Source organism: Carnobacterium inhibens subsp. inhibens DSM 13024 (assembly GCF_000746825.1).
GTDB classification, from domain to species: domain Bacteria; phylum Bacillota; class Bacilli; order Lactobacillales; family Carnobacteriaceae; genus Carnobacterium_B; species Carnobacterium_B inhibens.
Window position 1 is genome coordinate 1,599,422 of sequence record NZ_JQIV01000006.1, and the last position, 26,325, is coordinate 1,625,746.

The 26,325-nt window shown below is 32.5% G+C and carries 30 protein-coding genes and 1 pseudogene; 13 read left to right on the plus strand and 18 right to left on the minus strand.

Annotated features, from left to right (window positions below; translation table 11 throughout):
• Positions 1–6: 6 nt before the first annotated feature.
• The 5 genes from BR65_RS08805 to BR65_RS08825 all read right to left on the minus strand — a co-directional run bounded on the left by BR65_RS08805 (position 7) and on the right by BR65_RS08825 (position 5,148).
• The gene (locus tag BR65_RS08805) at positions 7–1,614 is read right to left on the minus strand and encodes an ABC transporter substrate-binding protein (RefSeq protein WP_034537946.1); all 1,608 of its coding nucleotides are present in this window, start codon (positions 1,612–1,614) and stop codon (positions 7–9) included.
• A 24-nt stretch (positions 1,615–1,638) separates the two neighbouring features.
• Positions 1,639–2,520 (minus strand): carbohydrate ABC transporter permease, encoded by an 882-nt coding sequence (locus tag BR65_RS08810; RefSeq protein WP_034537947.1) that lies wholly within the window; start codon positions 2,518–2,520, stop codon positions 1,639–1,641.
• Positions 2,521–2,532: 12 nt separating this feature from the next.
• A complete protein-coding gene (locus BR65_RS08815) occupies positions 2,533–3,474 on the minus strand; it encodes an ABC transporter permease (protein WP_051932725.1) in 942 nt (313 codons plus the stop codon).
• A gap of 147 nt (positions 3,475–3,621) precedes the next feature.
• Positions 3,622–4,599 carry a LacI family DNA-binding transcriptional regulator gene (locus BR65_RS08820; RefSeq protein ID WP_034537949.1) on the minus strand — a complete coding sequence of 326 codons (978 nt, stop codon included), beginning with the start codon at positions 4,597–4,599 and terminating at the stop codon, positions 3,622–3,624.
• A gap of 189 nt (positions 4,600–4,788) precedes the next feature.
• Positions 4,789–5,148, minus strand: coding sequence for a winged helix-turn-helix transcriptional regulator (locus BR65_RS08825; protein ID WP_034537950.1), 360 nt, complete (start codon positions 5,146–5,148; stop codon positions 4,789–4,791).
• 243 nt (positions 5,149–5,391) lie between these two features.
• On the opposite strand from BR65_RS08825, the gene BR65_RS08830 reads away from it, so the two are divergent.
• From BR65_RS08830 to BR65_RS08860, 8 genes are all read left to right on the plus strand, one after another.
• Positions 5,392–6,114 carry an NADPH-dependent F420 reductase gene (locus BR65_RS08830; protein ID WP_034537951.1) on the plus strand — a complete coding sequence of 241 codons (723 nt, stop codon included), beginning with the start codon at positions 5,392–5,394 and terminating at the stop codon, positions 6,112–6,114.
• Positions 6,115–6,212: 98 nt separating this feature from the next.
• Positions 6,213–6,638 (plus strand): MarR family winged helix-turn-helix transcriptional regulator, encoded by a 426-nt coding sequence (locus BR65_RS08835; protein WP_034537952.1) that lies wholly within the window; start codon positions 6,213–6,215, stop codon positions 6,636–6,638.
• Between the two features lie 251 nt (positions 6,639–6,889).
• Positions 6,890–7,297 (plus strand): LLM class oxidoreductase, encoded by a 408-nt coding sequence (locus BR65_RS14030; RefSeq protein ID WP_211251488.1) that lies wholly within the window; start codon positions 6,890–6,892, stop codon positions 7,295–7,297.
• Positions 7,298–7,301: 4 nt separating this feature from the next.
• Positions 7,302–7,667 carry a hypothetical protein gene (locus BR65_RS14035; protein WP_211251489.1) on the plus strand — a complete coding sequence of 122 codons (366 nt, stop codon included), beginning with the start codon at positions 7,302–7,304 and terminating at the stop codon, positions 7,665–7,667.
• 66 nt (positions 7,668–7,733) lie between these two features.
• On the plus strand, positions 7,734–8,864 hold the full coding sequence (locus BR65_RS08845) for an NtaA/DmoA family FMN-dependent monooxygenase (RefSeq protein ID WP_034537953.1): 1,131 nt from the start codon (positions 7,734–7,736) through the stop codon (positions 8,862–8,864).
• Positions 8,865–9,008: 144 nt separating this feature from the next.
• The gene (locus tag BR65_RS08850) at positions 9,009–9,503 is read left to right on the plus strand and encodes a flavin reductase family protein (protein ID WP_034537954.1); all 495 of its coding nucleotides are present in this window, start codon (positions 9,009–9,011) and stop codon (positions 9,501–9,503) included.
• A 163-nt stretch (positions 9,504–9,666) separates the two neighbouring features.
• A complete protein-coding gene (locus BR65_RS08855; RefSeq protein ID WP_034537955.1) occupies positions 9,667–11,001 on the plus strand; it encodes an NtaA/DmoA family FMN-dependent monooxygenase in 1,335 nt (444 codons plus the stop codon).
• Positions 11,002–11,205: 204 nt separating this feature from the next.
• The gene (locus BR65_RS08860; RefSeq protein WP_034537956.1) at positions 11,206–11,430 is read left to right on the plus strand and encodes a nitronate monooxygenase; all 225 of its coding nucleotides are present in this window, start codon (positions 11,206–11,208) and stop codon (positions 11,428–11,430) included.
• Positions 11,431–11,820: 390 nt separating this feature from the next.
• Here BR65_RS08860 and BR65_RS08865 read toward each other — a convergent pair whose 3' ends face one another.
• From BR65_RS08865 to BR65_RS08875, 3 genes are read right to left on the minus strand one after another with little or no spacing between them, the layout of a single operon-like run.
• Positions 11,821–12,834, minus strand: a complete 1,014-nt coding sequence (locus BR65_RS08865) for an LTA glycolipid anchor biosynthesis glycosyltransferase, IagA/BgsA family (RefSeq protein ID WP_034537957.1) — start codon at positions 12,832–12,834, stop codon at positions 11,821–11,823.
• A 14-nt stretch (positions 12,835–12,848) separates the two neighbouring features.
• Positions 12,849–13,502 (minus strand): TVP38/TMEM64 family protein, encoded by a 654-nt coding sequence (locus BR65_RS08870; RefSeq protein ID WP_244877165.1) that lies wholly within the window; start codon positions 13,500–13,502, stop codon positions 12,849–12,851.
• Positions 13,503–13,544: 42 nt separating this feature from the next.
• A complete protein-coding gene (locus BR65_RS08875; protein ID WP_034537958.1) occupies positions 13,545–14,723 on the minus strand; it encodes a glycosyltransferase in 1,179 nt (392 codons plus the stop codon).
• Between the two features lie 159 nt (positions 14,724–14,882).
• Here BR65_RS08875 and BR65_RS08880 point away from each other — a divergent pair, with 159 nt between their 5' ends.
• Positions 14,883–15,185, plus strand: a complete 303-nt coding sequence (locus tag BR65_RS08880; RefSeq protein WP_051932727.1) for an IS3 family transposase — start codon at positions 14,883–14,885, stop codon at positions 15,183–15,185.
• A 173-nt stretch (positions 15,186–15,358) separates the two neighbouring features.
• On the opposite strand, the gene BR65_RS08885 is transcribed toward BR65_RS08880, so the two are convergent.
• The 6 genes and pseudogenes from BR65_RS08885 to BR65_RS08910 all read right to left on the minus strand — a co-directional run.
• Positions 15,359–16,210: a phosphatidylserine decarboxylase gene (locus BR65_RS08885; RefSeq protein WP_034537959.1), complete on the minus strand. Its 852-nt coding sequence runs from the start codon at positions 16,208–16,210 to the stop codon at positions 15,359–15,361.
• Positions 16,207–16,815 carry a CDP-alcohol phosphatidyltransferase family protein gene (locus BR65_RS08890; RefSeq protein ID WP_034537960.1) on the minus strand — a complete coding sequence of 203 codons (609 nt, stop codon included), beginning with the start codon at positions 16,813–16,815 and terminating at the stop codon, positions 16,207–16,209. The genes BR65_RS08885 and BR65_RS08890 overlap by 4 nt, the downstream gene beginning before the upstream one ends.
• Before the next feature lie 12 nt (positions 16,816–16,827).
• The gene (locus BR65_RS08895) at positions 16,828–17,388 is read right to left on the minus strand and encodes a TVP38/TMEM64 family protein (RefSeq protein ID WP_034537961.1); all 561 of its coding nucleotides are present in this window, start codon (positions 17,386–17,388) and stop codon (positions 16,828–16,830) included.
• Positions 17,389–17,550: 162 nt separating this feature from the next.
• The gene (locus BR65_RS08900) at positions 17,551–18,807 is read right to left on the minus strand and encodes a HAMP domain-containing sensor histidine kinase (RefSeq protein WP_169741900.1); all 1,257 of its coding nucleotides are present in this window, start codon (positions 18,805–18,807) and stop codon (positions 17,551–17,553) included.
• Between the two features lie 46 nt (positions 18,808–18,853).
• Entirely contained in the window at positions 18,854–19,549 is a 696-nt protein-coding gene (locus BR65_RS08905; protein ID WP_051932729.1) for a response regulator transcription factor, read from the minus strand.
• A gap of 182 nt (positions 19,550–19,731) precedes the next feature.
• A pseudogene (locus BR65_RS08910) lies at positions 19,732–19,998 on the minus strand (IS3 family transposase); the annotation flags it as partial.
• Between the two features lie 37 nt (positions 19,999–20,035).
• On the opposite strand from BR65_RS08910, the gene BR65_RS08915 reads away from it, so the two are divergent.
• Positions 20,036–21,286, plus strand: coding sequence for a hemolysin family protein (locus BR65_RS08915; RefSeq protein WP_244877189.1), 1,251 nt, complete (start codon positions 20,036–20,038; stop codon positions 21,284–21,286).
• A 160-nt stretch (positions 21,287–21,446) separates the two neighbouring features.
• Here BR65_RS08915 and BR65_RS08920 read toward each other — a convergent pair whose 3' ends face one another.
• Positions 21,447–21,869 carry a hypothetical protein gene (locus BR65_RS08920; RefSeq protein WP_051932732.1) on the minus strand — a complete coding sequence of 141 codons (423 nt, stop codon included), beginning with the start codon at positions 21,867–21,869 and terminating at the stop codon, positions 21,447–21,449.
• Positions 21,866–22,075 carry a helix-turn-helix transcriptional regulator gene (locus BR65_RS08925; RefSeq protein WP_034536275.1) on the minus strand — a complete coding sequence of 70 codons (210 nt, stop codon included), beginning with the start codon at positions 22,073–22,075 and terminating at the stop codon, positions 21,866–21,868. Before BR65_RS08925 ends, BR65_RS08920 begins: the two co-directional genes overlap by 4 nt.
• A gap of 237 nt (positions 22,076–22,312) precedes the next feature.
• On the opposite strand from BR65_RS08925, the gene BR65_RS08930 reads away from it, so the two are divergent.
• The 3 genes from BR65_RS08930 to BR65_RS08940 all read left to right on the plus strand — a co-directional run bounded on the left by BR65_RS08930 (position 22,313) and on the right by BR65_RS08940 (position 24,391).
• The gene (locus BR65_RS08930; RefSeq protein WP_244877166.1) at positions 22,313–22,621 is read left to right on the plus strand and encodes a DUF6442 family protein; all 309 of its coding nucleotides are present in this window, start codon (positions 22,313–22,315) and stop codon (positions 22,619–22,621) included.
• On the plus strand, positions 22,618–22,854 hold the full coding sequence (locus BR65_RS08935) for a helix-turn-helix transcriptional regulator (RefSeq protein ID WP_051932733.1): 237 nt from the start codon (positions 22,618–22,620) through the stop codon (positions 22,852–22,854). The genes BR65_RS08930 and BR65_RS08935 overlap by 4 nt, the downstream gene beginning before the upstream one ends.
• A 223-nt stretch (positions 22,855–23,077) precedes the next feature.
• On the plus strand, positions 23,078–24,391 hold the full coding sequence (locus BR65_RS08940) for an IS1380 family transposase (RefSeq protein WP_034537963.1): 1,314 nt from the start codon (positions 23,078–23,080) through the stop codon (positions 24,389–24,391).
• 220 nt (positions 24,392–24,611) lie between these two features.
• Here the strand turns inward: BR65_RS08940 and BR65_RS08945 are convergent, their stop codons facing one another.
• Positions 24,612–25,121: a YcxB family protein gene (locus tag BR65_RS08945; RefSeq protein WP_034537964.1), complete on the minus strand. Its 510-nt coding sequence runs from the start codon at positions 25,119–25,121 to the stop codon at positions 24,612–24,614.
• 537 nt (positions 25,122–25,658) lie between these two features.
• A complete protein-coding gene (locus BR65_RS08950) occupies positions 25,659–26,120 on the minus strand; it encodes a hypothetical protein (protein WP_034537965.1) in 462 nt (153 codons plus the stop codon).
• Positions 26,121–26,325: the final 205 nt, after the last annotated feature.

Genomic DNA, 26,325 nt, shown 5'->3' on the forward strand with positions numbered 1-26,325 from the left:
CCCCTCTTATTCTTTAAAAGTATCGTAACCTTCTTGTTTAATTTCTAACCATTCTGATAAGCCAAAACTTTCTAATTCTTTCAAATAATCTTCCCATTCTGTATCAATATTTCCATTTATAATCCATTCTGCTCGTTTTCGATTCAGATATGGTAGCATGTCTGCGTCAATTTTTGCTATACGATCTGCATTTTCAAGCGTTAGAAATACTCTTGGATAAATAAAATCATTCGTAACATAAGGTACAAAGTTTTCTTTTAGTATTTCTAATCGCCATCTTGCATCCTCTGGCATGGTCGTGACGGTTCCATAATAATCGTTTAAAATTGCCAACGGACCTGAAGCTTCTGTTTTTTGTCTTAATTCTCCCGGAGAAGTTCCAGTTAATGGTAAATGTTTCAACATGTTTGTTTCCTCGTCTAATTCAAAAATATTCTGGCTATCTTCTGCTCCATAAGTTCCCCAGTTATTTTGAACGGATTGAGACGGTTCATACATAGCATCTATCCACTTTGCCGTTAACTCAAGATTTTTATTTTCACTTGTGATAACAAAACGGTCACGACTAAAACCCATCCCATTAGTTCTTGTTATATGTTTTTCTCCGGTTGGTCCTGATAGTACTGGTAATAAATCGTAAGTATCATTATCTCCTGTAACATTTGCCTTATCCCAAGTAAAGTAAACACCATAACGTGCTTCTTTTCCTTTGGCAATATATCCATTCCAGTCATGCTCAAAAGCTTCTGTATCAATTAAACCTTTTTGGTACATATCATTAAAGTAATGAATGGCTTCTTTATATTCTGGATTGTCTGCTGTAAAGTCAACCTTACCATCATTTCCCACTACAAGGTGGTCATCATTGTCCCCGATACCAAAAGCAGAAAATAGTAATTTCATATCCTCGTTGCCCCCATTATCAATAAAAGATAATGGAATTTCATCTGCTTCTCCATTACCATTTGGATCCTGAGTTTTAAAAGCTTCTAAAACAGTTATCAGTTCATCCGTTGTTTGTGGCATTTCTAATCCTAGATTGTTTAACCAGTCCACATTGATCCATGCCATATCATTTACAGTATGAATCGATTCTTTATCGCTTCCTAATTCTTCAATCCAAGGAAAGGAGTACATATTTCCATCTGGAGCTGTTGCAAGAGCTTTATACTCTGGGTTTTCTTCATAAATTTTCTTTAAATTTGGCATATACTGATCAACTAAATCATTTACAGGAATAACAATTCCATTTTTTGCCCAAGATAAAAGATCATAATCACTAGCAGCGGCATTAAAAATGCCATCTGGTAAGGATCCACTTGCAATATCTAAATTCCTTTTTTCTGCAAAATCTGATTGGTAGTTTGTCCAATCGATGTGAACGCCCGTCTTTTCTTCAAGTCTTTGGAATACCAACTTGTCATTAGGATCTGCTGGTGCTAATGGCGAACTTTGTGTTAAAAATTTTAACGAAACCTCTTCTTTTAATGGGAAAGTAACATTTGATAGTTCATAATCTTCCGTAAAAGCTTCATCTGTTGAACCACATGCACTTAGTAACATGATTGTTAATCCTGATAGTAGTAATAAATTCCTCGCTTTTTTCTTACGCATTTTTTATTCCTCCATTATCTTTTTTTATCCTTTTACAGATCCTACCAATGTACCTTTATCAAAATATTTTTGGAAAAACGGATACATAATAAGTAACGGTAAACTTGAAATAACAATAGTTGCATACTTAATTAGTTCGGCTATTTCTTTGATGGCAGCCATTTCTGTTTGGGCGCCTACCATATTTTGCGAAGGTTCATTTTGAATTAATATTTTACGTAATACCATTTGTAGAGGTTCTAGTTTAGGATCTTGTAAATAAATCATAGCTTCAAAATAGGAGTTCCATTGACCCACAAAAGCGTATAAAAATAGGACGAAAATAATGGGTTTTGCTATTGGTAACATAATTTTAAAAAGAATGTGAAACTCATTTGCACCATCCATTACTGCTGCTTCAGATAATTCTTTTGGAATACCTTGAAAATAAGTTTTTGCCAGAATGATATTAAATACATTCACTGCTCCAGGAATAATTAATGCCCAAACCGTATTGATCATATTCATATTTTTTAGTAACAAGTAAGTTGGTACTAAACCACCACCAAAAAACATTGTAATAATCAAAAAAGTCATAATTGGTCCTTTTCCAACTAAGTTTGCTTTAGAGAGCGGATATGCTGTAATCATGGTAATAAAAACGGTCAAAACACTAAAGGTAACTGAGTAAAAAATTGAATTTAAAAATCCTCTTAAAATAGAGCCATCTGCAAATACTCTTTCATAACCCGTTAACGTCCAATCTTTTGGATTAAAACTTATACCTTTATTTAACAATGTTGTTGGATCCATGAATGATGCTACCAACACGTAAATTAATGGTAATAAAGTAATTACAACTAAAAAACCTATGATAATTCGATTAACAATCAACATTCGTTTATCGAATTCTGTATAATTTAACATCGATCTCGCCTCCTATAATCCTTTTCCATCATTTAATTTTTTAACAACTGTATTTGCACCAATCAATAAAATAATATTTATTAAGGAATTAAAAAGTCCAACAGCTGTTGAATATCCATAATTACCTTGTTGCAAACCAACTTTATATACATAGGTCGAAATTATCTCTGATGTTGGTAAATTTAAGGACGTTTGCATAAGGTAGGCTTTTTCGTATCCCACACTCATTATTCCCCCTGCTGCAAGAATAAAATTGATTACCATTACTGGTTTGATAGTTGGAATATCAACATGCCAAATTTTCTGGAAAATATTTGCTCCATCTATTCCAGCTGCATCCAATAAATCAGTATCAACATTTGCTAAGGCAGAAGTATAAAGAATTGAAGACCATCCCATTGCTTGCCATACGCCTGAGAAAACATACAATGGTCTAAAGAAATCCGGATTTTGCAAAAATTTTATATTTTCTCCCGTAATACTATTAAAAATAATATTAATTGGCCCGTTGGCGCTAAACAATATAAATATAATCCCTACGATAACTACAACTGAAATAAAATTTGGAGCATATAAGATTAATTGAATTCTTTTTTTCCACTTTTTGCTCATAATCTGGTTTAAAGAAAGCGCTAATATAATTGGCGGAAAAAAACCAAGTATTAAACCATAAAAACTTAATTTCAATGTATTTTCAAGCAAAACACTAAAGTTTGGTGAGTTAAAAAAAGAAATAAAATGATCAAAACCCACCCACGGACTAGCTAAAATACCTTTTAACGGATTATAGTCTTTAAAAGCAAGTAATACTCCATACATTGGAAAATATTTAAAAATAAGTGTTAATAATAACCCAGGCATTAACAGCACATATAGAAGTTTATTATTTTTTATATATTGCCATTTTTTATTTACTCTCTCCTTTTTTCCAGCTTTCAAAATTGCATTTTCCATTATACTTCCCCCTTTTTTGAAACGTTTCCAATTTGATGAAAAATAATATCAGAAACATTTACAATTTATTGAAACGTTTCCAATATTTTTTAAAAAACAAAAATTTAGTTTTAACACCTATTAAATTAACATAGTAAGCGCTATCTGTCAATCTTTTATTTTTGTTGTGTCTCCTTGTATGTATGTTACTGGAAGAACAATTCTTTTTTCTACAGGTAAATGATTGATTGTTTTTAAAAGCGATTGCACTGACTGTACAGCCATTTCTTCAACAGGTTGTTTTATTGTAGACATAATAACTTGTCTATCTTTTGATAATTTAATACCGTCACAACCTATAATTTGAATATCATCTGGCACTTTTTTACCTAGATTTTCTAAACACTGTTTTACATCTAACCCCATATAATCGTTGATTGTAAAAATGCCATCAATATCTGGATGAGCTAGTATAAATTCTTCGATTTTTTCTTCTAAACGGTCAATTGGTTCAGGAATTTCTAAACTTGAATAGTTGATTTTTTGTTCTTTTGCTTCTTTTAGAAAAGAACTAGCACGTTTTGTAATCTCAGATTCATAAACAGGAATGCCCCCAATATAAGCTAAAGATTTGCATCCATTTTTTATTAACTGTGTTGCTGCTAATTTTCCAGCTTGTGCATTGTCTGATGTGACATATGTGACATCTTCTTTAAAATGACGGTCAATACTTACAAATGGCATGTTAGACTTAACATATTTATCAATATCACTATACGTAATACCGATAATACCATCCACTTTATTTTGCTGAACCATCTTAATATATTCCAATTCTTTCTTATAGTTATTTTCTGAATTACACAAAAGCAGTTTGTATCCATAATTTTCCAATGTTCTCTCTACATAATAAGCAAACTCTGAGAAAAAGGGATGCCAAATTGAAGGTATGATCAAAGCGACTGAATTTGTTTTATTTAATTTTAATCCTCTAGCATACTCATTAGGCTGATAATCCAGCTCTTTAATTGCATACTCAACTTTTACTTTCGTACTTTCTTTTAAAGAATCCGGATTATTTACATACCTAGATACTGTACCTACTCCAACTCCTGCCAAATTTGCAACATCTTTCATTGTAGCCATTTTATCACCTCATTTTCATTATATGTCTTATCTTACCATCACTAAACTTGTATAAAATTTTTTTTATCTTTCTGAAGCTTCATCTGAAAATCAATATACATGACCGTCGCATAGATAAGTATATAGTAAATTTAACTTTTAATAAATCAGTGTCATACCTATTTTTTATAATAATGTACATTTTTTTCTTCACTGAGATTTCTCACCATATTTTTTTCCGAAATTTTCCATAACATCAATCACTGGAATAAATTCACGTCCTTTTGTGGTTAATGAATATTCCACGCGTGGAGGTACTTCTGGGAAAACTTCTCGGTTAATTAATCCATCTGCTTCTAATTCTCGCAATTGTTTTGTAAGGGATCCTTGTGATATATCCCATAAAAAAGCTTTGATTTCACTGTAACGTCGTTCTTTAGTCTTTAAAAACCAAAGAATAATATACTTCCAACGTCCAGAAAGGATATTTTGTGTATACGCAATGCCATAAACATCTCTATGTTCATTAATAAATTCTTTTTCAAATCCGTCCTTACATATTCTAGCCATACTAACATTCCATTTCTTCTCTTTAGTACAAAAAATTGTACTACGTCTTTTTTTATTGCCTACTTCTACTTTTAGAGTAATGCGTTTAGTATAGTATTTGTGATTAAAATAAGCAACTACCTCTTCATAACATTGATTTACACTCAAAAAAGTGTGTAGATAATTTTATGGTTGAGTAATTGAACTATTTTATAGATGTTATTAGATCGTAAGCGAAGAAAATTTATTTTAGGAGGAACACTAATGAAAATTGGAATAATCGGTGCAGGACCAATAGGGACAACTATTGCTAAAAAATTGGTGAATAAAGGGCATGATGTCAAAATCGCAGACACCCGTGGATTAGATAATATGGCAGGGAAAGAAATCTCAGGAACACCTGTGATTGTAGAAGATGTCATAAAAAATAGTGATACTCTTATTATTTCTCTCCCTTCTCATGTAATGCCAAGCATTCGCACCATTATCGATCAAGTTGATAAAGACGTAATTGTTGTAGATACGTCAAATTACTATCCATTCAGAGACAGTAAAATTGAAGATATCGAGAATGGAATGGTCGAAAGTCTTTGGGTTTCAAAACAATTAGGTAGACCTGTCATTAAAGCTATCAGCAATCAATTAGCTTACACTTTGGAAAATAAAGGAACCCCAGAAGGTACTAGTGGACGTATCGCAATGACAGTTTCAGGTGATGACCACTTACAAAAACAACTAGTCATGGGCTTAGTAAATGATTTAGGTTTTGATTCAGTAGATAGTGGCTCTTTAAGTGAGTCATGGAGACAACAACCTGGAAACCCTGCTTACTGCACAGAATTAACAAAAGACGAGTTAATAGACGCCTTAAAAAAAGCAGATAAAGAAAAAGCACCCTTGTTAAGAGATAAAGTAATGGAAAACTTTTCACCTGATTTCACTCACTCAGACATCGTAAACTTAAATAGAGAAATCTATAACTCATAAGCTAGTCAAGTGAATAAGGTTTTAGTTTATAGCATGCTGTTGACACTTTAATTTTTTCGTTATATGATTAGCAAGCTAAATATATTTGGAGGTGCTACATGGAAGACAGTCTTGAGTGTCAAATTCGTGAGCTATTAGATAGAGTCTCATTCCGTATGCGTCGCGATTATAGTGAAAGCCTAAGAGAAATTAATTTATATGTTGGTCAAGATAAATTACTTCATCGCTTATGGTCAGGGGATGGAATTACACAAATGCAGCTATGCACCCACTTAAATTGTGAACCACCTACTGTAACGAATATGGTTAAATCACTAGAGGAAAATGGCTTCATCTACCGAGAACGTGACCAAAAGGATTCAAGAGTTATGCGGATTTTCCTAACCGAAGAAGGAAAAGAGCTGAAAGAACCTATTAATGAAAGATGGACGAAGCAACAAGATAAGTTGCTTAAATCAACTTTACCAGAAGAACGTCTGCTATTAAGACGACTTTTGAAGCAAATGGAAAGTAACTTGTATTAGTTTCTTTTCACGAATATACTTAGCAAGCTAAATATATTCGTGAAAAGAAAAAACTCTTTACGTTACGAGTAAGTTTAGCAAAATACTTAGCTTGCTAAGTATTTTGTCTCGTATATTAATACCAAACGAGATTTTATTTATGATGTTAAAAGATAAAAATGAATTAAAACTATCACTGTTAGACTTCGTCCATATCTATAAGGGTTCAAACCCTATTGAAAGCCTCGCTAATACTACAGAAGTTGTAAAACTTGCAGATAAACTTGGTTTTTATAGATATTGGTTCACTGAACATCATAATACAACGAATCAAATCAGCACTTCACCCCGGAAGAATTGATCTTGGTATAGGAAGAGCTTCAGGAACAGACACTCTAACTGCAAGAGCTTTACAAGTTTCGTCGGAAGATTTCTCCTTGAAATTAGATAGTTTACTATCCTTCTTTTCACGCAATTTTCCTGAGGACCATCCTTACCGTCATATCAAAGTACCTGGTGATTTTCCATTAATTTCTGATTTTTATATGTTGGGTTCAAGCCAAGGTGGACTACAGTACGCAATTGAAAAAGGACTTGGATTTGTTTTTGCAGCACACTTATCGCCAGAATTAGCCGTTCCAGTTCTTCGTTCATATCATGAAAAAATTCGAACCGTCTAAATACATGAAAGAACCAAAAGGAATTTTATCGATACCGGTTATTACAGCAGAATCAGAGGAAGAAGCAAAATATTTAGCAGGCCCAATGGAATTACTATGGGCAAGAATGGCTACAGGGTCTAGCAACCTTGCTGTTGTATCGCCAGAAGAAACATCAGAGCATAAATATACCAATGCAGAATTAGCTGCATATAACAACAATAAACAACGTTTTATCATTGGAAGCATACAGACAGTCGCACAAAAATTAAGAGCACTAGCAAAAGAGACTTTAGTTGATGTAATTATGATTGTTGATTTTTATGGGGAACAAGAAGGGCGTTTAAAAGCCTATAATTTGCTTGCAGAAAAATTCTTACATTCAACATAAGAAAATAAATACTTAAAATTTAAGATAATCATAATATTTTATTTCGATAGAGAGAAGGTGAAAAGAATGGATAATAGAAAAATGTTAAAAATGGGCGCTATTATTGAAGGTGTGGGCTATAACCATATGGGGTGGCGACACCCTGACATGCCTGCTGATGCGAGTGAAAATATCGATTACTATGTAAAACAAGCAAAAATTGCAGAAAAGGCGAAATTCGATACTTTGTTTTTAATCGATGTCAGCCATGTTGGGCCGGGAAACATACCACATTACTTGAGCATGTTTGAAGGAGTCAGCATCATGTCAGCGCTTAGTATGGTTACTAAGAATATTGGCCTTTCAGCAACCATTGCTGCGTCGTACGGAGATCCATTTTCTGCTGCGAGACAGATATTATCCCTCGACAAAATCAGCAAAGGCCGCGCCTCCCTAAATGCGATTACCTCAAATCCGGGTGGAATGATGAACTATAGCAGAGGGCATCTAACAAAAGCAGATCAGTACCCGATGCAAAAAGAATTTATGGAGATTCTCTTAGGTTTATGGGATTCATATGAAGATGATGCTTTTATACGAGATAAAGCAAATGGAATCTATTTAAATCCACAAAAAATGCATCCTATAAACTATAGAGGGAATTATTTTTCGGTAGATGGTCCATTGAATCTTAGTCGTTCAGTCCAAGGTAGACCGGTACTCTTCACGGCGGGTATGTCTGATAATTTTATGAATAATGCTGCGAAGTATACGGATGGAGTCTTTACCTTTGCTCAATCAGTTGATAATTTAAAAGAAATTGTGACAAAAATTAAAAAAAAGGTAGCATTAGAAGGACGATCTCCTGAGGACTTTATTGTTGCGGTTTCACAGCAAGTGCTTGTTGGCAGAACTGAAAAAGAAGCCGAAGAAAAATTCCGGGAAATGGAAAGTTTAATCCCTCAGTATAGAATTCCAAAACCTTTATTTTTCGGCTCGGCCGAGAAAGTCGCCGATCAAATTCAGGAATGGTATGAAGCAGGTTCCATGGATATGTTGTTGGTTCAACAAGAGCATCCAACAGCTTTAGAAGATTTCGCTGATTTAGTCGTTCCAATTTTACAGGATAGAGGCATTTTCCGTACAGAATATGAATCAGATACGCTACGAGGAAACTTAGGTCTTCCTTACCCTAAGAACAAGTATACTAAATCATAATTTTATTACTCTTAGGGTAGCAGCGTTTAGTAATATATCAATTGAATTGGAATTGTATTCAACTTATTCCAAATGCAATTCAATAGGATTAATTAATTTATACAGCTAAAAAAATAAACTGCATAATTAAAGGAGACTTCACAGATGTTAAATAAAGCAGATGAACACTTATTTAAAGCAGCTCTAGGCAATTATCCGACAGGAGTAGCTATTGTTACGACGGTAGACAATGAAGGACATCCAGTTGGATTAACAATCAACTCATTTACTTCCCTATCTATGGATCCCCTTCTGGTGCTCTGGTCTATCGATCATAAATCTTCGTCAATCCATACATTTAAAGAAACTGGAAAGTTTGTAGTCCATTTATTGGCAGAAGATCAAAATGAACTTGTACGAATTTTTTCAAAAAAAGATTTAGATCGTTTTAGTGAGATAAACTGGTCATTTTCAGCTAATCAATTGCCAATTATTGAAGGGGCTTTTGCTGTCTTTGAATGTGAAACATTTCAAACCATAGAGGCAGGAGATCATACTATTTTTATTGGTTCAGTGAAAAATATGCAAGTGAAAGAAAAAAGTCCCCTACTTTATCATCGCAGAACAGTCGGATCAATACCATTAGGGTTTCATGCTTAATCAGAAATACATTTATAATCTAAGATTAATTCAATTTAATAGTTAGCAACCTAAGTATTAACCACCCAATAATTTAAGATTAGTCCCTATTCCTATTGAATAATGCTAAGAAATTAAGTTATCAATACTTTTGATAACTTAAAAAACTAGGAGGAAGATAAAGATGGAAAATAGAAAAGAAATGCAATTAGCACTACAAATGGTTGCTGGATATGGTGGTGAATTCACTTCATGGAGAATGCCTGGTGCCGACCCAACTAGTTATATTAATATTGATAGTTACGTAGAAGGGGCAAAGTTAGCAGAAAAAGGGAAATTCCATATGATTTTCATTGCTGATACGCCAGCATTAAGCAATGATTTAGGTCCTCATTCTCCTATGTACCCTATGGACCCAATGTTATCGTTAATGGCCGTAGCTAGAGAAACTGAACATATTGGTCTAGTAGCTACAATGTCAACAACATTTAACTATCCATATAACATAGCGCGTCAATTCAAAGCATTAGATGTTATCAGTAAAGGACGTGTGGGTTGGAATGCAGTAACAACCTCTGCTCCTGAAGCAGCAGCTAACTTTGGTAGTCGTGTGGATAGCCGCGAAATAAGATATGCTAAGGCCCATGAGAGTATTCAAATTGTCCAAGCACTATGGGGAAGTTGGGAAAAAGATGCCTTAACTTTAGATACGGAAGATGGAGAATTTGCCAATATGGACAACATACAACCCATTAATCTTCAAGGGGAGTATTATGCTTCGCAAGGTCCTCTACCCATTCCTCCTTCTGAACAAGGTCAACCTGTAATCTTCCAAGCAGGTGGTGGAATTGAAGGTTTGGAATTGGCTGGACGCTATGCTTCAGGAGTCTATGCTAATCCTTACGACATAGAGTCAGCACGTGAACACAGAGCTGCCATTCGCCAAAGTGCAAGTCGTTTTGGTAGAAACCCAGACGATATCAAGATGCTTACAGGTTTTATGTTTTCTTTAGGTTCAACTGAAGAAGAAGCTTTAGAAAGACGCAGAAAACTTATGAGTTTTGACCCTAAGGAGATACCAAACAGAGTAAGCTATCTTGGTATTATGGTTGGTGTACCAATGTCAGTAGACTCGATTGATATTGATCAACCTTTAGAAGATAAGCTATTGCAAAGAGCTCATGCTAATCCTAGAGATCCTCGTTCTGAAAAAGCCTTAGAATTATTGAAAAAAGGTCTATCCATTCGCGATGTTCTCGCTCATGGTGTAATCAACTATCATCCAGTGGTTGCTGGTACACCCGTTCAAGTTGCCGACTTTTTAGAAGAATGGTTTTTAGCTGGAGCAAGTGATGGTTTTTCTATTGTTCCAGATGTTGCTAATGAAGGAATTGCAGATTTTGTAAAACTAGTTGTACCTATTTTACAGGAACGTGGCTTATACCATAAGGATTACGAAGGAAAAACACTTCGTGAAAATATGGGAGTTCCTTACCAATACGGAATGCTCGACTACTAATACTTTTATTTAAAAAGGTATTCATATATGTATACCTCTTTAAATAAAATAAGAGATTTTACACCCTCATTGCTTATTAGACTTTTACAAATAAATTGTGGATGACTATTTTTTTCTTATCACCAAGTTTAAAAATTAGATGTATCAAGTAAAAAAAGTTATTTTTATATTTTAAGTTACAAAGGACTTCAGGAGGAGATCATAATGACTAATAGAATAGCTGAAATATTAAATATAGAAAAACCGATTATACAGGGACCAATGGCTTGGATTACGAATGCTGAATTTGTTGCAGCAGTAAGTAACGCTGGGAGACTAGGTATCTTAGGTCCAAATGCTGGTCAAACTGACGTTACCCGTTCACCTGAAAAAACTGCGGAGAGAATGAAAATTGAAATACAAAAAGCCAATTACACTACAAATAGCTAAATACGTTCTCTGATGATAAAAGTTATGCTTAATATATTGGGAGAACATTAATTTTCCTTTGGCTATAATTTCATTATTGTCTTCTTGAATCATAGCAAGCACCTCTTAACTGTTATTTTTGGAATTAAGCAGCCTAAATAAGAAAGAACGATAAAACAATGTAACCTCTATATCTATTTTGGGTACACTCTAAATAGCCACTCCTCAGTTCTCAAAATATCCGGACAAGCATCTGCATCAATCAAAATTCCATAGTAAAAACTACTTTATTTTAGAAAATTTTGAGCTCGTACTTCCAGTATAATACAAAAATCTCTCCTATCATTTAAAATCAACAATAGGAGAGATTTAATAAATTATTTCATCCATCAGACTAGCGACGCTTCTACTCTATGGAACCAAGTTTACAGGCATTAATTGCTGATAGAAATTTTTGAGCTGCTTGCCAACATTTTGAATACTTTTTTCAGAGACTTTACCATAACCTGCGTCCACTAATGAAGGTACTTCACCTTCGATGATTGCTTGACCAAGCTCAACAAAATGATCGATTGAACGTCCTTTATAAATAGTTTCCTCATGTGTGTAAGAGGGGGTAAAGACAGGAATATCCCGCACGAGCGTATTTGTTTTACTCGCTAAGGCTTCCAATAAGACGATTCCCTCTGTTTCTTCATGGGTCAGGAATACATATAAATCACAGGCTTGGTAAGCTACACGAAGTTCATCGCGTTCAATATAACCAGGAAATTGAAGATTGGACAACTCAGTTTCAATGGCCTCGACAACTTCTTTTGGCAATAAATTTTTGCCCGTATGACCGAACCAAATAAATTGATAGTCAGGTAAACGTTTTGCCATTTCAACAAAATCTAAAATTCCTTTGCGCTTGATTTGTAAACCAACAGACAGAATTAATTTTTCATCTGGAGCGATCCCATACTTCTTTCTAAAAAGGAGTGTTTCTTCATCGGTACTACGCCAATACGACAGATCAATTCCGTTTGAAATGACTTCAATCGGTACATCAATCCCGTAACCTTCGATTAAAGATTTTGAGTAAGCAGATGGAGTTAGCACTAGGTCTGCTGATGCATAACATTTCTTAATCCACCATCCGAATAGTGATGCAAGAGCATTCGCAAAAAAATAGGAGTTCCGAAAATCTTCAATAGTCGAATGCGCATGAAAGACAACAGGTTTTCCAGCTCTTTTTGCTTTCTTTGCTTTCAGATAAGACTGTGGAAAAATAGTGTTGATATGGATAATATCGTAGGGCTCTTCACCTGTTAATGTATAGAAAATATTCTCCTCAGTTAACGCCATTTGTTGGTGTTCAATCGCACGACCAACACCACTTTGTTTAATGTATTCTTGTAAATCATTGCATAAATAAATCTGCATTTCATTCCCCTTTACTATCCTAATACTTGAAAAATAACATTTAATACTTTAGTCATACCATACGAATAAATAAGCAAGGTAATCGGTTTTCCGAGAGCTAAAATAACGAAATATTTTCGAAACGATATACTCGAAAGTCCGGCTAAGTAACATAAGAAATCAGCGGGTGATAATGGAAAGAACATCCCAAAAGTAAATAATCGATCAAATCGATGAGGGTCATCTAACCAACGGATATATTTATTAATTTTTTTATCTCCAGCCAACAACTCCACGAATGGGCGACCTAGTTTTCGAGCAATCGCAAAATTAAGTACTGACCCAATCATGATGCTTACGAAATTTAAAAAGAATCCATATCCCGCACCAAAAATCATCGTCCCCATGGGTATGGTCAAAGCACCAGGTATAATAGGGATAACGGTCTGAACAATTTGAATCCCCATAAACCCATACGGAGCCAACGCACCCATCGAATTCAAAAGATTTCGTAGAGCGATTTCAGAAGTGAAAATTTGCTGTTGGTAGCTCCAATAAAATCCGTAAATCGTTCCAAGAATACCCACAATGTTTAAAATATGCAACCCAAATCGAATTTTTTTTTTGTATTTAATTAAGAATGAGTTAACCATTGATTTCAGAGATTTGTTAAAATGCTCTTTTTTCATTGATTGTGCCTCCTCAATGGTTATTTTGTTCAACATTTATTTTTAATGATTGTAATGAATAGCGTGTTTTAACTGGTAAGAGTCGATTGCTTTTATATAAATTTCGTTCACGTGCTCTCCGAAAGATTCAGAAGAATAATATTTAAAAGCAAATTCTTCTGCTTCACCCACCATTTTATGATACAGTTCTTTACTATGGATTAAAGCGTACAGACAAGATTCAAATTCTTTAAACGAGTGATATTGATAACCCATTTTCCCATCAATAATGACATTTTCAATGGATTCATCTGCACGACATAAAGCTGGGATTCCACTCGCGAAAGCTTCAATATACGTCAGTCCTTGTGTTTCACTTGTTGACGCACTAACAAACAAATCTGCAGTCTGATAATATAGCGGTACTTCAAGTGGATCTATCATCCCGGTAAAGGTAACTTTATGATCCACTTTTAATTCTTTTGCATATTCCTTCAAACGATATCGGTTTGGCCCGTCACCAACAATTAATAAATGAGCCTCAATTTTCAATAACGAGAAGAAAAGAAGTAATTCTTCTACGTTTTTTTCTTTTCCTAAACGACCTAATGAAATGAGTAAGAAGGCATCTTTTGGAATATCCAGATACTCACGCATTTGGCTTCTTTTTCTCGACTCTAATCTTTTAGTAAATCGATCTAACTGAATCCCAGTGGGAATAACTTTAATCGGTTGCCTAACTTCATAGCCATCCAGCATGCATTTAACTTTGTTTGTTGGCGCTATTACGTACTCAACATCGCTTAGCAACTTTCTAGATAAGAGCGAGACTACTTTTCGACCCGTTGTTTTGTTGGGAGAAAAATAGTGTGTGTAGTCTTCGTATATTGTGTGATATGTATGTACAATCGGAATCGAAAGATAATGGGCAATATATTTTGCCATGCGAAACGTACTAAATTCACTTTGTGTGTGAATAATTTCCGGACTCCAGTCTATAATTTCTCTTAAAACAGCTCGATCTTTAAAAAACTTAATGCGAGCACCTGGATAAATTTTATTGATGTTAAAGGAAGAAACGCTATAAATATCTTCTTCGATATCAATATATTCGTCTTCAGAAAGTGTTAATACACGTACATCGTGTCCAATTTTCTCTAAGGAATTTTTTAATGAAACGGTTGACGTAACGACTCCGTTAATCGCTGGAGTGTACAAATCCGTCGCAAGTAGAATTCTCATCTTCATACTCCTTTCTACGTGTATTTAATCTATTCATTTTAGTCTATGTAATTATACCTTATATTCTGCTTTAGTTGGATAGGCTACACTACACTTAGTTGGACAATAAAATTAAGGTCTTGTAAAATTCGAATGAAGAGTAAAAAAGGAGAATCTACTATGACTGAAAGAAGACAAAGGCGTACCTACACCAAAGAATTTAAAAACAAAGTGATAGATGAAGCTCTGAGAACGTTTGGTATTTGTCGATTTTTAAGTATGAAGGACTGTTCCTATGACAATGCTGTAGCGGAAGCTACCTTTAAAGTAATTAAAACAGAATTCATTTATCAAAAACAGTTTGTGAGTCTTGATCATTTGACAGTAGAACTAAGTGATTATATCCATTGGTTCAATAAATTTAGGATTCACGGAACCCTCGGATACAAAAGTCCGTTGGACTTCCGATTGCAGACCATATAAATTTTGTACAGTTTAGTGTAGATAATCCAAGCTGCTAAAATAAGTGGCTAACTTTCTTAAAATTATTTCTGTATAAGATTTTTCATTTCAATTTCAGAGATACTTTTTCGTCTTCTCTTTCATATTTGGATATAATAATTCTTAACAAGCAGAAATTTAATCGTTTTGATTACTTATTTAAATAATTTTGATCCAATATGTTCTCCCATTTTAACAACAGTTTCTAAATCATTACAGGAATTAAGTATTATGTCATCATTTAACTGAATACACTGATCCTTGAATAAAAGAATAATTGTAGAACCTCCAAATTCAAAGTGACCTTTTTCACTGCCACGCAAAAATCTTTTTTTTTGATAATAATTTCTAATTTTACCTACTAGTAACGCTCCAACTTCCATCTGTATGACTTTACCAAAATGACTCGTTTGCATTATTGTATAGGAACGACTATTTTGTTTAAAAACAGGATATTTATGTATAGCTATTGGTTGTACGCTATGAAGAACACCATTTATAACTATATTTTCTTCTTGATTTCCATCATCTATAAAGTGATAACGGTGATAATCAGATGCTTCTAATCGAAAAACAAGGCAATATCCATTATTGTATTCCTCTGCAATACTTTCATTTTGTACTAATTCATCTAATGTATAGGTAGATGATTTAATATTTAATGTACTATTCTTATCAATCTTGTATATGCTTAACCTTCCGTCACAAGGACTGATTAAATGAAAAGGACTCCTATCAATGGTTCGAAATTTTAGGTTTATCTCTCTTGTAAAAAAATCATTGAACGAAGTATAATCTTTTTTAATAAATTCTTTCATATTAATTTTATTATTATTTATAAATCCTTTAATTAACCACTTTGAATAGGGACTGTTCAAAAATATTCCAGCATAATTACTAACTGGAACAGAAATTAAACCTTTTAATAACAGTCTACCTAGTGGCGTCTGGTATAAAAATAAAGTAACTTGGCTAAGACTACGTTTATTGTTTACTAATTCTGTCATAAAATCACCTGTTTTAACAAAAATAAAAATTCAAAACAAAGAATTGAGGCCATTGTATACATTATTTTTGACTTAGGTTTTTTTAATTTAAATGGGAGTAAAAAAGCAATAGACATTAAAGACAGTAGAAAAGGGTAAACAAATTTAAAGTTGTCTACATTTAAACAATAAATAAGGGGTAAAATACCCGCAATAGTCGTAATAGGAAGTCCTATATACGTCTTATTATCATATTCTTCACTTTGGCTTAATTCCTCAATAACATTGAAGTACGCAAGACGAATGAGACCTGCTAAAATATAAATTGTCACTGCAAAATAAGTAGTTATTCCTTTTGTACCCAATTCATAGCATATAATTGCGGGAAGGACAGCAAAGCAGACTAAATCAGATAAGGAATCAATTTGTATGCCAAACCTTTTTTCCTCATGGGTTCTTTCTCTGGTAGAAGCAATTTTACCATCAAACATATCGCATACCCCAGAAATGATTAAACAAATCAAGCCTAAACCTATATTACCAGTGATAGAAAAAATAATTCCAATAATAGAGATATACAAACTAAAATAAGTTAAGACAACTGTATAATTATAAAATCCTATCATAAATAAAACCTCCTAAATAATTCCACTAAAAATAAGACAATAGCCTAAAATGCACCATGGCTTTGCAAAGATAATAATCCATGTGAATTTACGAAAAGAAATCTTTGTAAGTCCAGATAAATAACACAAAATGTCATCCGGTGCAAAAGGGAGAAGTATGACTATAAATAACGCAATGGGAAATGATTTTTTTTTATTAATCCAATTCAAATATTTGCTATAAGAAGTTTCATCAACCACAGACGTAACGAAATTACGACCCAACCTTCTTGCTAAAAGGAAAGCTAAAATTGATCCCAAAGTAATGCCAATATAATTATAGAAAAAGCCTTCCCACATACCAAACAATGCAACACCACCTGCATAACCAATAAAACTAGGTATTAGTGGTACCAAAACCTGAACTATTTGGAAAAGTATAAAGATAAGAGGAGCTAATAATCCATATTGTTTAATATATACTTCAAAATTTTCCTTACTTGCAAATGCGCCTATCATATATCCATTAAAGATAAGATATATTGAAATAAATATAAGCACAGCTAAAAGAATAAAATTTAATTTTTTTACCATTTCTTTTTTCTAGCCCCTTCCTCAATTCTTAGATTAAATTAATTATATCAATCAAAATAAAAGGTTAATTTAGTTTTAAGAAAAGAATTATAGAAGAAAGATAAAAGAAAGTTGAAAGAAAGATACCCGATACGATTTAAAAATCATATTGGGTATCTTTCTTTATTTATAATTTTGTGGGAAAGTGAGTTTCAGTATGAAATAGTGGTTTTTGAATTCAATACTTATACGGCCGTTCATATGCTTTGTCAGCTCTGATACAATAGATAATCCAAGTCCTGATGATCCATTTTTTCTCTCTACGTTACCAACATAAAGTCTATTTGTTAGTAATTCTATCTTATCAGTTAACTCTTCTTTCGTTTTGTTACTTACTATAATGTCAACATCTTCACTATTTTCGATAACCTGAATTAAAGCTATATCATCAGATATTCCGTATTTTCGAATATTTTCAAAAAGATTATCCATAATTCTTTGAAATTTATCAATATCTATTTTTAAAAAGATTTTATTCTTTGCCGGTTTAAAAGAGATATTTATTCTTTGAAGCTCTATAATCTGGGTAAGAAAAATATTAATATCCACTGTTACCAACTTCATATTAATATCATTGCTAATTAACTTTGAATACATGAACAAATTATCTATTAAATTTTCCAATCTCAAGCTACTTTTTTGCACAATTTTAGCATATTCGTAATTTTTATCCTTCTCATCTGTATTTTGTTTGATTAGTCCAATATAACCAATCATTGATGTCAACGGCGTTCTTAAATCATGAGATAAGTTAGTGATAAGTGTACGTTGTTGTATTTCAATGGATTTTTCTAATTTATTTTTCAGATAAAGACTTTCACCCATTTCATTTATAGAAAAGGCTAATTTTGAAAGCTCATTTTCTCCTTTGACCGGTATTTTGTATCTTAAACTTTCTTTCGAAATTATCTCCACTCCATCAGTAATAGTTTTAATGTATGAAAAAACTTTTGTCAGCAGAATGAGTAAGAGAAAAAAAAATAAAAAAATTGATAGAATTCCAGAAATGAAATAATAAACACTTGCTTCCATATCGCCTTTCAGAGGAGTTATTACCAGTGACCCATTTACATCAGAAAACTCTAGTTCCTGTATAAAAGAGTCGTTTAGAATGTTTTTATCATCTTGGTATCCAGTTAAAAACATTGAGGATTCATTCGTGATATAAACATAAAAGTCATTATTTTCAATAGTCCAATTTTTTTCAACTGCTTGTGCTAGTGTTAATCCTTCCTTTTTAACCTTTTTCTGAATAGTCATAACAAATTGTTCTACTTGTATTTTTTGTTTTTCCAACATCATTGTTTTTTGTCTTAATACTAAAAAATCAGAAAAAATTAAGCATGCCTGAAAAAATAATATACTAATGATAGCAGCCATTAACATCCTAGTTAATACTGAAAAATAAATAGTTTTCCGTATTTTTTTAGTCCACACGATATCCAACTCCCCAGACTGTCTTAATATATTTTGGATGAGAGAGATCGTCTTCTAACTTTTCTCTAAGATTTCTGATATGTACAGACACTGTACTCTCTGAGTTTAAAACAGATTCAGATTTCCAAACAGTATTGTATATTTGTTCTAAACTATAGACTTTACCTCTATTCTCAATAAGTAACTTTAAAATATAAAACTCTGTTTTAGTGAGATTGATTACATCATTATTTTTGCAAACAACATGTGAAGATAAATCTACTGTAATTTCATTTAGTAAAATTTTACTTGTTGTTTCTGATTGACTAATTGAATAATTTTTGTACCTTCTTATATTTGCTTTAACTCTAGCAACTAGATCAATAGGGTTAAACGGTTTCGATATATAGTCATCAGCACCAGATAAAAAACCTGTCAATTTATCCGTATCTTCAATTTTAGCTGTTAAAAATAATATTGGCATATTGAAGTTATCTCTAATGTTTAAACAAGTTTGAATCCCATCCATTTTTGGCATCATAACATCAAGTAAGACTAAATCAATATCGCTACTGATTAATGATAAAGCATCTAACCCATTTTCTGCTTCTACAAACTCATAATTTTCATTCGATAAATATAACTTAATTAAATTTCTAATATCTTTTTCATCATCTACTATTAATAGTTTGATAATAATTACCACCTTATGTTTTTATGTTATCTAAGTAGACTAGACAACTTTTGCTTGTCGAATGGATTTTAAGTTGTCTAGCTTAATTTTACAGTCGGTGATATTTAAAAACAAGTTAATTAGTACTGATTGCGTGCATAATATTTACTTTTTTCTTTCAACTGATGGATTGTCTACACTAAACTGTACAAAATTTATATGGTCTGCAATCGGAAGTCCAACGGACTTTTGTATCCGAGGGTTCCGTGAATCCTAAATTTATTGAACCAATGGATATAATCACTTAGTTCTACTGTCAAATGATCAAGACTCGCAAACTGTTTTTGATAAATGAATTCTGTTTTAATTACTTTAAAGGTAGCTTCCGCTACAGCATTGTCATAGGGACAGCCCTTCATACTTAAAAATCGAAAAATACCAAACGTTCTCAGAGCTTCATCTATCACTTTGTTTTTAAATTCTTTGGTATAGGTACGCCTTTGTCTTCTTTCGGTCATAATCGCATTTGTATCTTTAGATCAAAACAAAGTAAAAGAGAAAGCTGCCACTGGTGATAAAAAAGCATTAAATATTCTCAAGTTATTAGCTCACTCAGATAATTTTTTAGCCACTATTCAAGTTGCTATAACTTTAGCAGGATTTTTTGCTAGTGCCTCTGCCGCTACCAGTTTTGCTACACGTTTGGAACCACTTCTTAGTAACGTTCCGGGTGGACAACAGATTGCTACAATTCTAGTTACGCTTATTTTATCGTATTTTACACTGGTCTTTGGTGAACTTTACCCGAAACAAGTGGCTTTGCAACGAGCAGAATCCGTAGCTGGTTTCACAGCTGGAACAATTCTTATTGTTCAAAAAGTGACAAAACCCTTTGTAGCCTTGTTATCTTTTTCCACTAGTTTACTTAAAAAGATAACACCCATTGATTTCACTGAAAGTGAAGAAAAAATGACTCGTGATGAATTTCGTGCCTATTTAGTGAATAGCCAAAAGGAAGGTGCAATTGACCTGACGGAGTTTTCAATGCTACGCGGAGTTTTATCAATGGATACTAAAATGGCTAGAGAGATCATGGTTCCTCGTACGGATGTTTTTATGATCGATTATGAAGACGGGAATGAACTAAATATTCCTTTATTATTAAATTGTAACCATTCACGTGTCCCAGTCTATGAGGCTGAAAAAGATGCTATTATCGGTATTTTACACGTAAAAAGTTTATTAAAAGCTTCTAGAGAAACAAGTTTAGATGAAATTGATTTAAAAACCATCTTAAATGAAGCACTCTATGTTCCTGAAACGATCTTCATGGATGATTTGTTGTACAATTTGAAGCGAACACATAATCAAATGGCCATTTTGAGTGATGAATATGGTGGTGTTGTAGGCATTGTTACCTTGGAAGACTTACTTGAAGAAATCGTTGGAGATATAGACGATGAATACGATGAAACCTATAACTTAATCGAAAAGTTAACGGATAACCGCTATTTAGTATCCGGATCGACTCAATTATCAAAATTCAACGAATATTTTAAAACAACGATTCAAGCAAATGATGTGGATTCAATTGCTGGGTATTTTATTACACAACATGGAAATATTCCACGTCCAAATGAGCAAGCTACCATTGAGTATGGCGATTATCGTTTAACTGTAAATAAGGTTGAAGGTACACGTTTATTAAACTTATATGTCGATCATCTAACGGATCAAGCAGACTCCATTGAAAACAAAGTAGAAGACTAAATTTATAGTTCTACTTTGTTCGATTGGGTAAATTTTCTAATAGTAGTTAAAAAATCACTATTATTTAATAAAAGGAAAACATCAGTAAACCAAGATTCTCGATACATTATTTTATGTAATTTCATGTATCAATAAGAATTAACTATTCGTTTAAACCATATTATTTTCTTTTAATAATAAGAGCTCCTATTCCTACGATCCAGATATAAGAGAAGAAAAGAATCCATAAATAAAAAATTGAAATGGACTCATTACCTAAAAGTGTAAAAACTCCTAGAGCAATAAACAAAATACTTAAAAAACCATGTGACATGTATGCAAAAAACCGGAAAATATTTTTAACAATACGCTCGTCTGTCTCAGGAACAGTATCTTTCTTATGTTTTTGTTTAATTACTTGAATTAGTGTCAAAAAGAGAGCTGCTATTAGACCAGCAACAAGAACTTCATATGGGAACTCACCTTGAAAATAGTAAACAAGAAATGAACCGAAAACTGCACCTACGAATGTACAACTAATAATAAAATATGGCACCCATTTTGTTAATTTTTGCACATTTACTTCTCTGTCGTTTACGCTCATTTATTATCCTCCTCTAAAATAAATATTTCATCGATTGGCATATCAAAATATGCTATTAATTTTAGTGCTAACTCTAAACTAGGATTATACTTATTCTTTTCAATTGCATTTATAGTTTGACGTGTGACTTGTAGATCCTCAGCCATTTTCATTTGAGTTATTCCTTTCTTTTGACGGATATCTCGTATATGGTTAATCACATTCATTAATTGAACCTCCTAATTTAAGTAAAGATATCTTTACATATATAATAACAAAACACCAAACGAGTGTAAAGATATCTTTACACTCGTTTGGTGTTTTTTACTATTCTCGATATATGAATCTATCTAATTTCACGTATAAAAGGATTGTTCAAATAAAGAACAGAATTGACAAGTTTGTTTGTCTGCGCTATTCTTTATTAAGACAAACAAACTTGTCATTATGAAAGGAGGATAATTATGAAAAAAGAAAAGATATTAAACAGTTACCGAAATGAAAAGAGCGATGAAGGTAACGACCATATAAATAATATGAGTGATGAGATAGGTTTCTTTGCTATGGCTATGTTAATCATGCTTATAACTATCTATAAAATATATATGGATTTGCCGTTTGGAGATACTGGTGCAATCCCATTATCTTTTTTATCTTTTCATAGCTTTAATCGTTATAAGCAAACGAAAGAAAAAGATACCTTGGTATATGGTATTGTTGCTGGTTTTATTGGAATTGCGTTCTTAGTTTGGTATGTGATCGAAACAATATGAGTAAACAAGATAACAATTATTCAGAAGAGACAGATTTAGTACTGAAAAATCATTTAAAGGACACCCGTAGAGAATTAGGGATTTCTCAACAACAACTCGCAGATATGATCGGTGTTTCTAGAAATACGATTGGTTCAATAGAGAGATGTGTGTTTGTTCCTACAGCAAAATTAGCATTGATATTATGTATCGCTTTAGATAAAAAATTTGAAGAGTTGTTCTACTTTGATTAAATATAAAAAAATTAAAGAACCGTGTTAATACAAATTTCTAGATACACGATTCTATAGAAAATAGTGTATCCTGAATAATTCATAGTTTTTCAAAAACGCTTCAAAAATCTTGTTATAATAGTCTATTTTATTTCGTTCATTCGCACCCTTTGGGTGTACAAAAAGAACCCCAATCTGATATGGTTAAAGCGACTAAACCTAACCAAAGAAAGGGGTTCTTTCAATGGCAACTTTACACGAAAATCGTCTATTTTTCAATTCAAATGTTACAGTATCTCATTCTGGTGGAAATCTGTCCTCAGATTCCGGCTTAATATTAGCAAAAGAATTCATGGACAAATTTGAGTTTAGCCAAATCTTACGTAAAAACATCCAGATTCAAGATGACCGACTGTATCATGTTCATGAAAATGAATCTATTCTGGAACAAATTATCTTGCAGTTGATTGCGGGCTATCCTACAGATTCTTCAGCCAATATATTAGCAACTGATCCTATATTTCAAGCTGTTTTAAACAAAAAGCGGTTGGCTTCACAGGCTTCTATTTCTCGCTTCTGGGATCGGATGTCCACAGAAAATATCGTTCAGCTTCAAAAGGTTAACCAGATTTTGATTGATAAAGCATGTACGATTCGAAATTCGAATGAAATGATTTTCGATTTAGATTCTACCCACAGTGATACCTTTGGAAATCAAGAAATGACCGATTATAATGCGCATTACCAGACAACCGGTTATCATCCGCTAGTTGCCTTTGATGGTCTTACTGGTGACTTTCTTAAAGCAGAACTTCGTTCTGGAAATGTCTACACTTCAAAAGGCGTCGCAGCATTTACTCGTCCTTTATTTGAGCATTATCACTCTGTGACACCAGTAAGCACTATTATGGTACGTGCAGATAGTGGTTTCGCAATGCCCGATTTGTATGAACTTTGTGAAGAGTACGATAGTTTGTATACTATCCGTTTAAAATCCAATCGTAATCTGTACAGAATCGCTGAGCAATTCGTTACCATTAAGGAGCATCACGATTGGGGTAAGAAAGAAGTTCATTACTATAACGCCACTTATCAAGCAAAGTCGTGGGTCAAATCCAGAAGGATTTGCATAAAATCAACCAGAGAAGCTAGTGAATTGCTTTTTAGACATGAATTCATCATTACCAATTTCTCAAAAGACATCTCTCCAGAAATGGTTTTCCAAACGTATTCAAAAAGAGGAACGATGGAAAATTACATTAAGGAAGCAAAAAACGGCTTTTACTTTGACAAAACAGATAGCCCACGTTTTATAGAAAATCATGCTCGTATGATCGTAAGCCTATTGGCTTACAATATCGTAAATTTCATGCGGACATTGTGTTTTACCAATGAAACGAAAGGGTATCAGGTTTCTACTATTCGCTTATTTCTCTTTAAAATTGCTGGAAAGATGGTTCATTCCGGAAGAAGACACTACTTGAAATTAAGTAGTTACCATGTTTACCAAAAGCTATTTTATCGGATTCTACAAAACATTCAAGTACTGCAGTGTTAGTTGCGTTTATTGCGCCATTTAAAAAATTCGTTAACCATCCGATAGGATGAGTGCGCCCAAAATGAGGTCTTCCTTGAATTTAATCAGTTAGCAAAAATAAATTAAACCCTTTAGAAGAATATTTTTGAGAGAAAGAGTCATTGAGCATAAAACGAAGCAGAGAATGATAAAATTTAGGACTTTATAAAAAGTATGAATAATTCAGGTGTATTATTAAAGATTATTTTTTATTATCTTTTACAAATTGTTTAAATTGTCTAATATCTTCAGTGTTTTTAAAGAAAGTTTTAGGTATTACCATTGCTCTAGTTTTAGAAAGATACAATAAAAAGAGATCCTTCTGTTCTTTAATCGTTATGAAATCGTTCCAGTAGTAAGTTGCCGTTACTTTTTGAGTTACTTGGCGAATACTATTACTAGTTAAGATATAAGTAATTTCTTGTCTTATTAATGGATCATTTTTATACTCTCTAAAAAATTTAAAGAACATGCCTAACAGTATCAAAAGAACATAAATTAATGAGCTCAATAGGACTAGTATATAATCAAAAATTGATAAATAATGGACATTTATAATATCTAAGCCATTATAAAGAACTATAAACATTGGTAAACTAACTATACTTACAATGGAAAAAGTTTTTCTCTGACGATATAGAATAAATTTCATATACTGAGCAAAAGATAAACTACCTTTTGCTGTAATCTCCTTGGCTTCTTCTTGATTCATCATATACACCTCTTAAATGTTATTTTGGGAATTAAGTAGTTCCCAAAAACATGTTTTTTCATTTTACGTAGATTAATTTACTTTAACAAAAAATAGCTATCAATACATGAATTTATATCAAATAGTGTATTTGTTATTGAATTACTTAGTCTGTCCTTGAAGAAAAAAAATCATTATGAGAGTATTTTAAAAATAGCTCCATATTAGTCTAAATATGGCAATAATAATTAGTGGCCAGATAGTCCATTTTCTATTTGTATAATTAGTTTTGATTCTTATCTTTAGTTTATTTAATTTATTACTCATTAAGTAGACTCCTTAACAAACTCTATAATAAATACTCTACTCTATCTAAATTAATGTATTTCAGGCTACAAGGATACTTGCAGCCTATTTTAATGTATTTATATGTGGATTTTATTAATTCCAATCTTATTTTTCATTTTTTGTTTGTTTTTTGTTATAACGATAATAATCATAAGCTACTTTTTAGTCTACCTTACTTTATGTAATTTCATGTATTGTACTAGTAAATAATTAATCAATCTGTTTAATAGAAAATTTTTTACATTCAATTATAATAGTTGTTTGCGAAAACAAAAAAATTTCATGTCTTAAATCACCATTTTCTATTAACAATAATTCATCATGAGACCACTGATCAAGACCATGTCCATATAAAATTAGTCCTGTTTCAACCATTTTATTTCTAGTAATATCGAAATCAACAGAATGCACACTTACATCTTCCCAGAACAATTCATATTTTTCATCATTCCAATAAGTTAACTGAGCACTTACAAAAACTGGACTTATTTTGGAATCATAAGGTTCTTCATTGTTGTAATGATTCAAGACTGTCAATTTATTGAGAAGGCTATCATGAAAAGAATTATCCAACATAAAGCTATACGTTTCGTGATTCAATCTAACTTCTAACGTTTCTATATTTTTCCTGTATCCTTCAAAATCATTTTTGTTTTCAGTAAAATATCTCATAAAAAATCTCCTTTTTATTATCTCAATGCATTAGACTTATTATCTCATTTAAAAATTAGAAAGTAACGAACTCATTGGTTTACATATAGCAACTAATCATTTACATTCAACCTCTTTTAATTATCAATACATCATTCTATCTAATTTCATGTAGTTAATATTTATAAAAAGCATTAGTTAAATTAAAGGAACGACTGGCTATATA

Coding starts and splice junctions, on each gene's coding strand:
- BR65_RS08855 (WP_034537955.1), top strand. CDS start 9,667: ATGGAAAATAGAAAAGAAATGCAATTAGCACTACAAATGGTTGCTGGA.
- BR65_RS08830 (WP_034537951.1), top strand. CDS start 5,392: ATGAAAATTGGAATAATCGGTGCAGGACCAATAGGGACAACTATTGCT.
- BR65_RS08950 (WP_034537965.1), bottom strand. CDS start 26,120: ATGAGATATTTTACTGAAAACAAAAATGATTTTGAAGGATACAGGAAA.
- BR65_RS08940 (WP_034537963.1), top strand. CDS start 23,078: ATGGCAACTTTACACGAAAATCGTCTATTTTTCAATTCAAATGTTACA.
- BR65_RS08820 (WP_034537949.1), bottom strand. CDS start 4,599: ATGGCTACAATGAAAGATGTTGCAAATTTGGCAGGAGTTGGAGTAGGT.
- BR65_RS08930 (WP_244877166.1), top strand. CDS start 22,313: ATGAAAAAAGAAAAGATATTAAACAGTTACCGAAATGAAAAGAGCGAT.
- BR65_RS08945 (WP_034537964.1), bottom strand. CDS start 25,121: ATGAATCAAGAAGAAGCCAAGGAGATTACAGCAAAAGGTAGTTTATCT.
- BR65_RS08890 (WP_034537960.1), bottom strand. CDS start 16,815: ATGATAGGATTTTATAATTATACAGTTGTCTTAACTTATTTTAGTTTG.
- BR65_RS08880 (WP_051932727.1), top strand. CDS start 14,883: ATGACTGAAAGAAGACAAAGGCGTACCTACACCAAAGAATTTAAAAAC.
- BR65_RS08810 (WP_034537947.1), bottom strand. CDS start 2,520: ATGTTAAATTATACAGAATTCGATAAACGAATGTTGATTGTTAATCGA.
- BR65_RS08845 (WP_034537953.1), top strand. CDS start 7,734: ATGGATAATAGAAAAATGTTAAAAATGGGCGCTATTATTGAAGGTGTG.
- BR65_RS08835 (WP_034537952.1), top strand. CDS start 6,213: ATGGAAGACAGTCTTGAGTGTCAAATTCGTGAGCTATTAGATAGAGTC.
- BR65_RS08825 (WP_034537950.1), bottom strand. CDS start 5,148: ATGGCTAGAATATGTAAGGACGGATTTGAAAAAGAATTTATTAATGAA.
- BR65_RS08850 (WP_034537954.1), top strand. CDS start 9,009: ATGTTAAATAAAGCAGATGAACACTTATTTAAAGCAGCTCTAGGCAAT.
- BR65_RS08885 (WP_034537959.1), bottom strand. CDS start 16,210: ATGACAGAATTAGTAAACAATAAACGTAGTCTTAGCCAAGTTACTTTA.
- BR65_RS08860 (WP_034537956.1), top strand. CDS start 11,206: ATGACTAATAGAATAGCTGAAATATTAAATATAGAAAAACCGATTATA.
- BR65_RS14035 (WP_211251489.1), top strand. CDS start 7,302: ATGAAAGAACCAAAAGGAATTTTATCGATACCGGTTATTACAGCAGAA.
- BR65_RS08815 (WP_051932725.1), bottom strand. CDS start 3,474: ATGGAAAATGCAATTTTGAAAGCTGGAAAAAAGGAGAGAGTAAATAAA.
- BR65_RS08870 (WP_244877165.1), bottom strand. CDS start 13,502: ATGAAAAAAGAGCATTTTAACAAATCTCTGAAATCAATGGTTAACTCA.
- BR65_RS08875 (WP_034537958.1), bottom strand. CDS start 14,723: ATGAGAATTCTACTTGCGACGGATTTGTACACTCCAGCGATTAACGGA.
- BR65_RS08920 (WP_051932732.1), bottom strand. CDS start 21,869: ATGAGCGTAAACGACAGAGAAGTAAATGTGCAAAAATTAACAAAATGG.
- BR65_RS08925 (WP_034536275.1), bottom strand. CDS start 22,075: ATGAATGTGATTAACCATATACGAGATATCCGTCAAAAGAAAGGAATA.
- BR65_RS08805 (WP_034537946.1), bottom strand. CDS start 1,614: ATGCGTAAGAAAAAAGCGAGGAATTTATTACTACTATCAGGATTAACA.
- BR65_RS08935 (WP_051932733.1), top strand. CDS start 22,618: ATGAGTAAACAAGATAACAATTATTCAGAAGAGACAGATTTAGTACTG.
- BR65_RS08895 (WP_034537961.1), bottom strand. CDS start 17,388: ATGGTAAAAAAATTAAATTTTATTCTTTTAGCTGTGCTTATATTTATT.
- BR65_RS08900 (WP_169741900.1), bottom strand. CDS start 18,807: ATGGCTGCTATCATTAGTATATTATTTTTTCAGGCATGCTTAATTTTT.
- BR65_RS08865 (WP_034537957.1), bottom strand. CDS start 12,834: ATGCAGATTTATTTATGCAATGATTTACAAGAATACATTAAACAAAGT.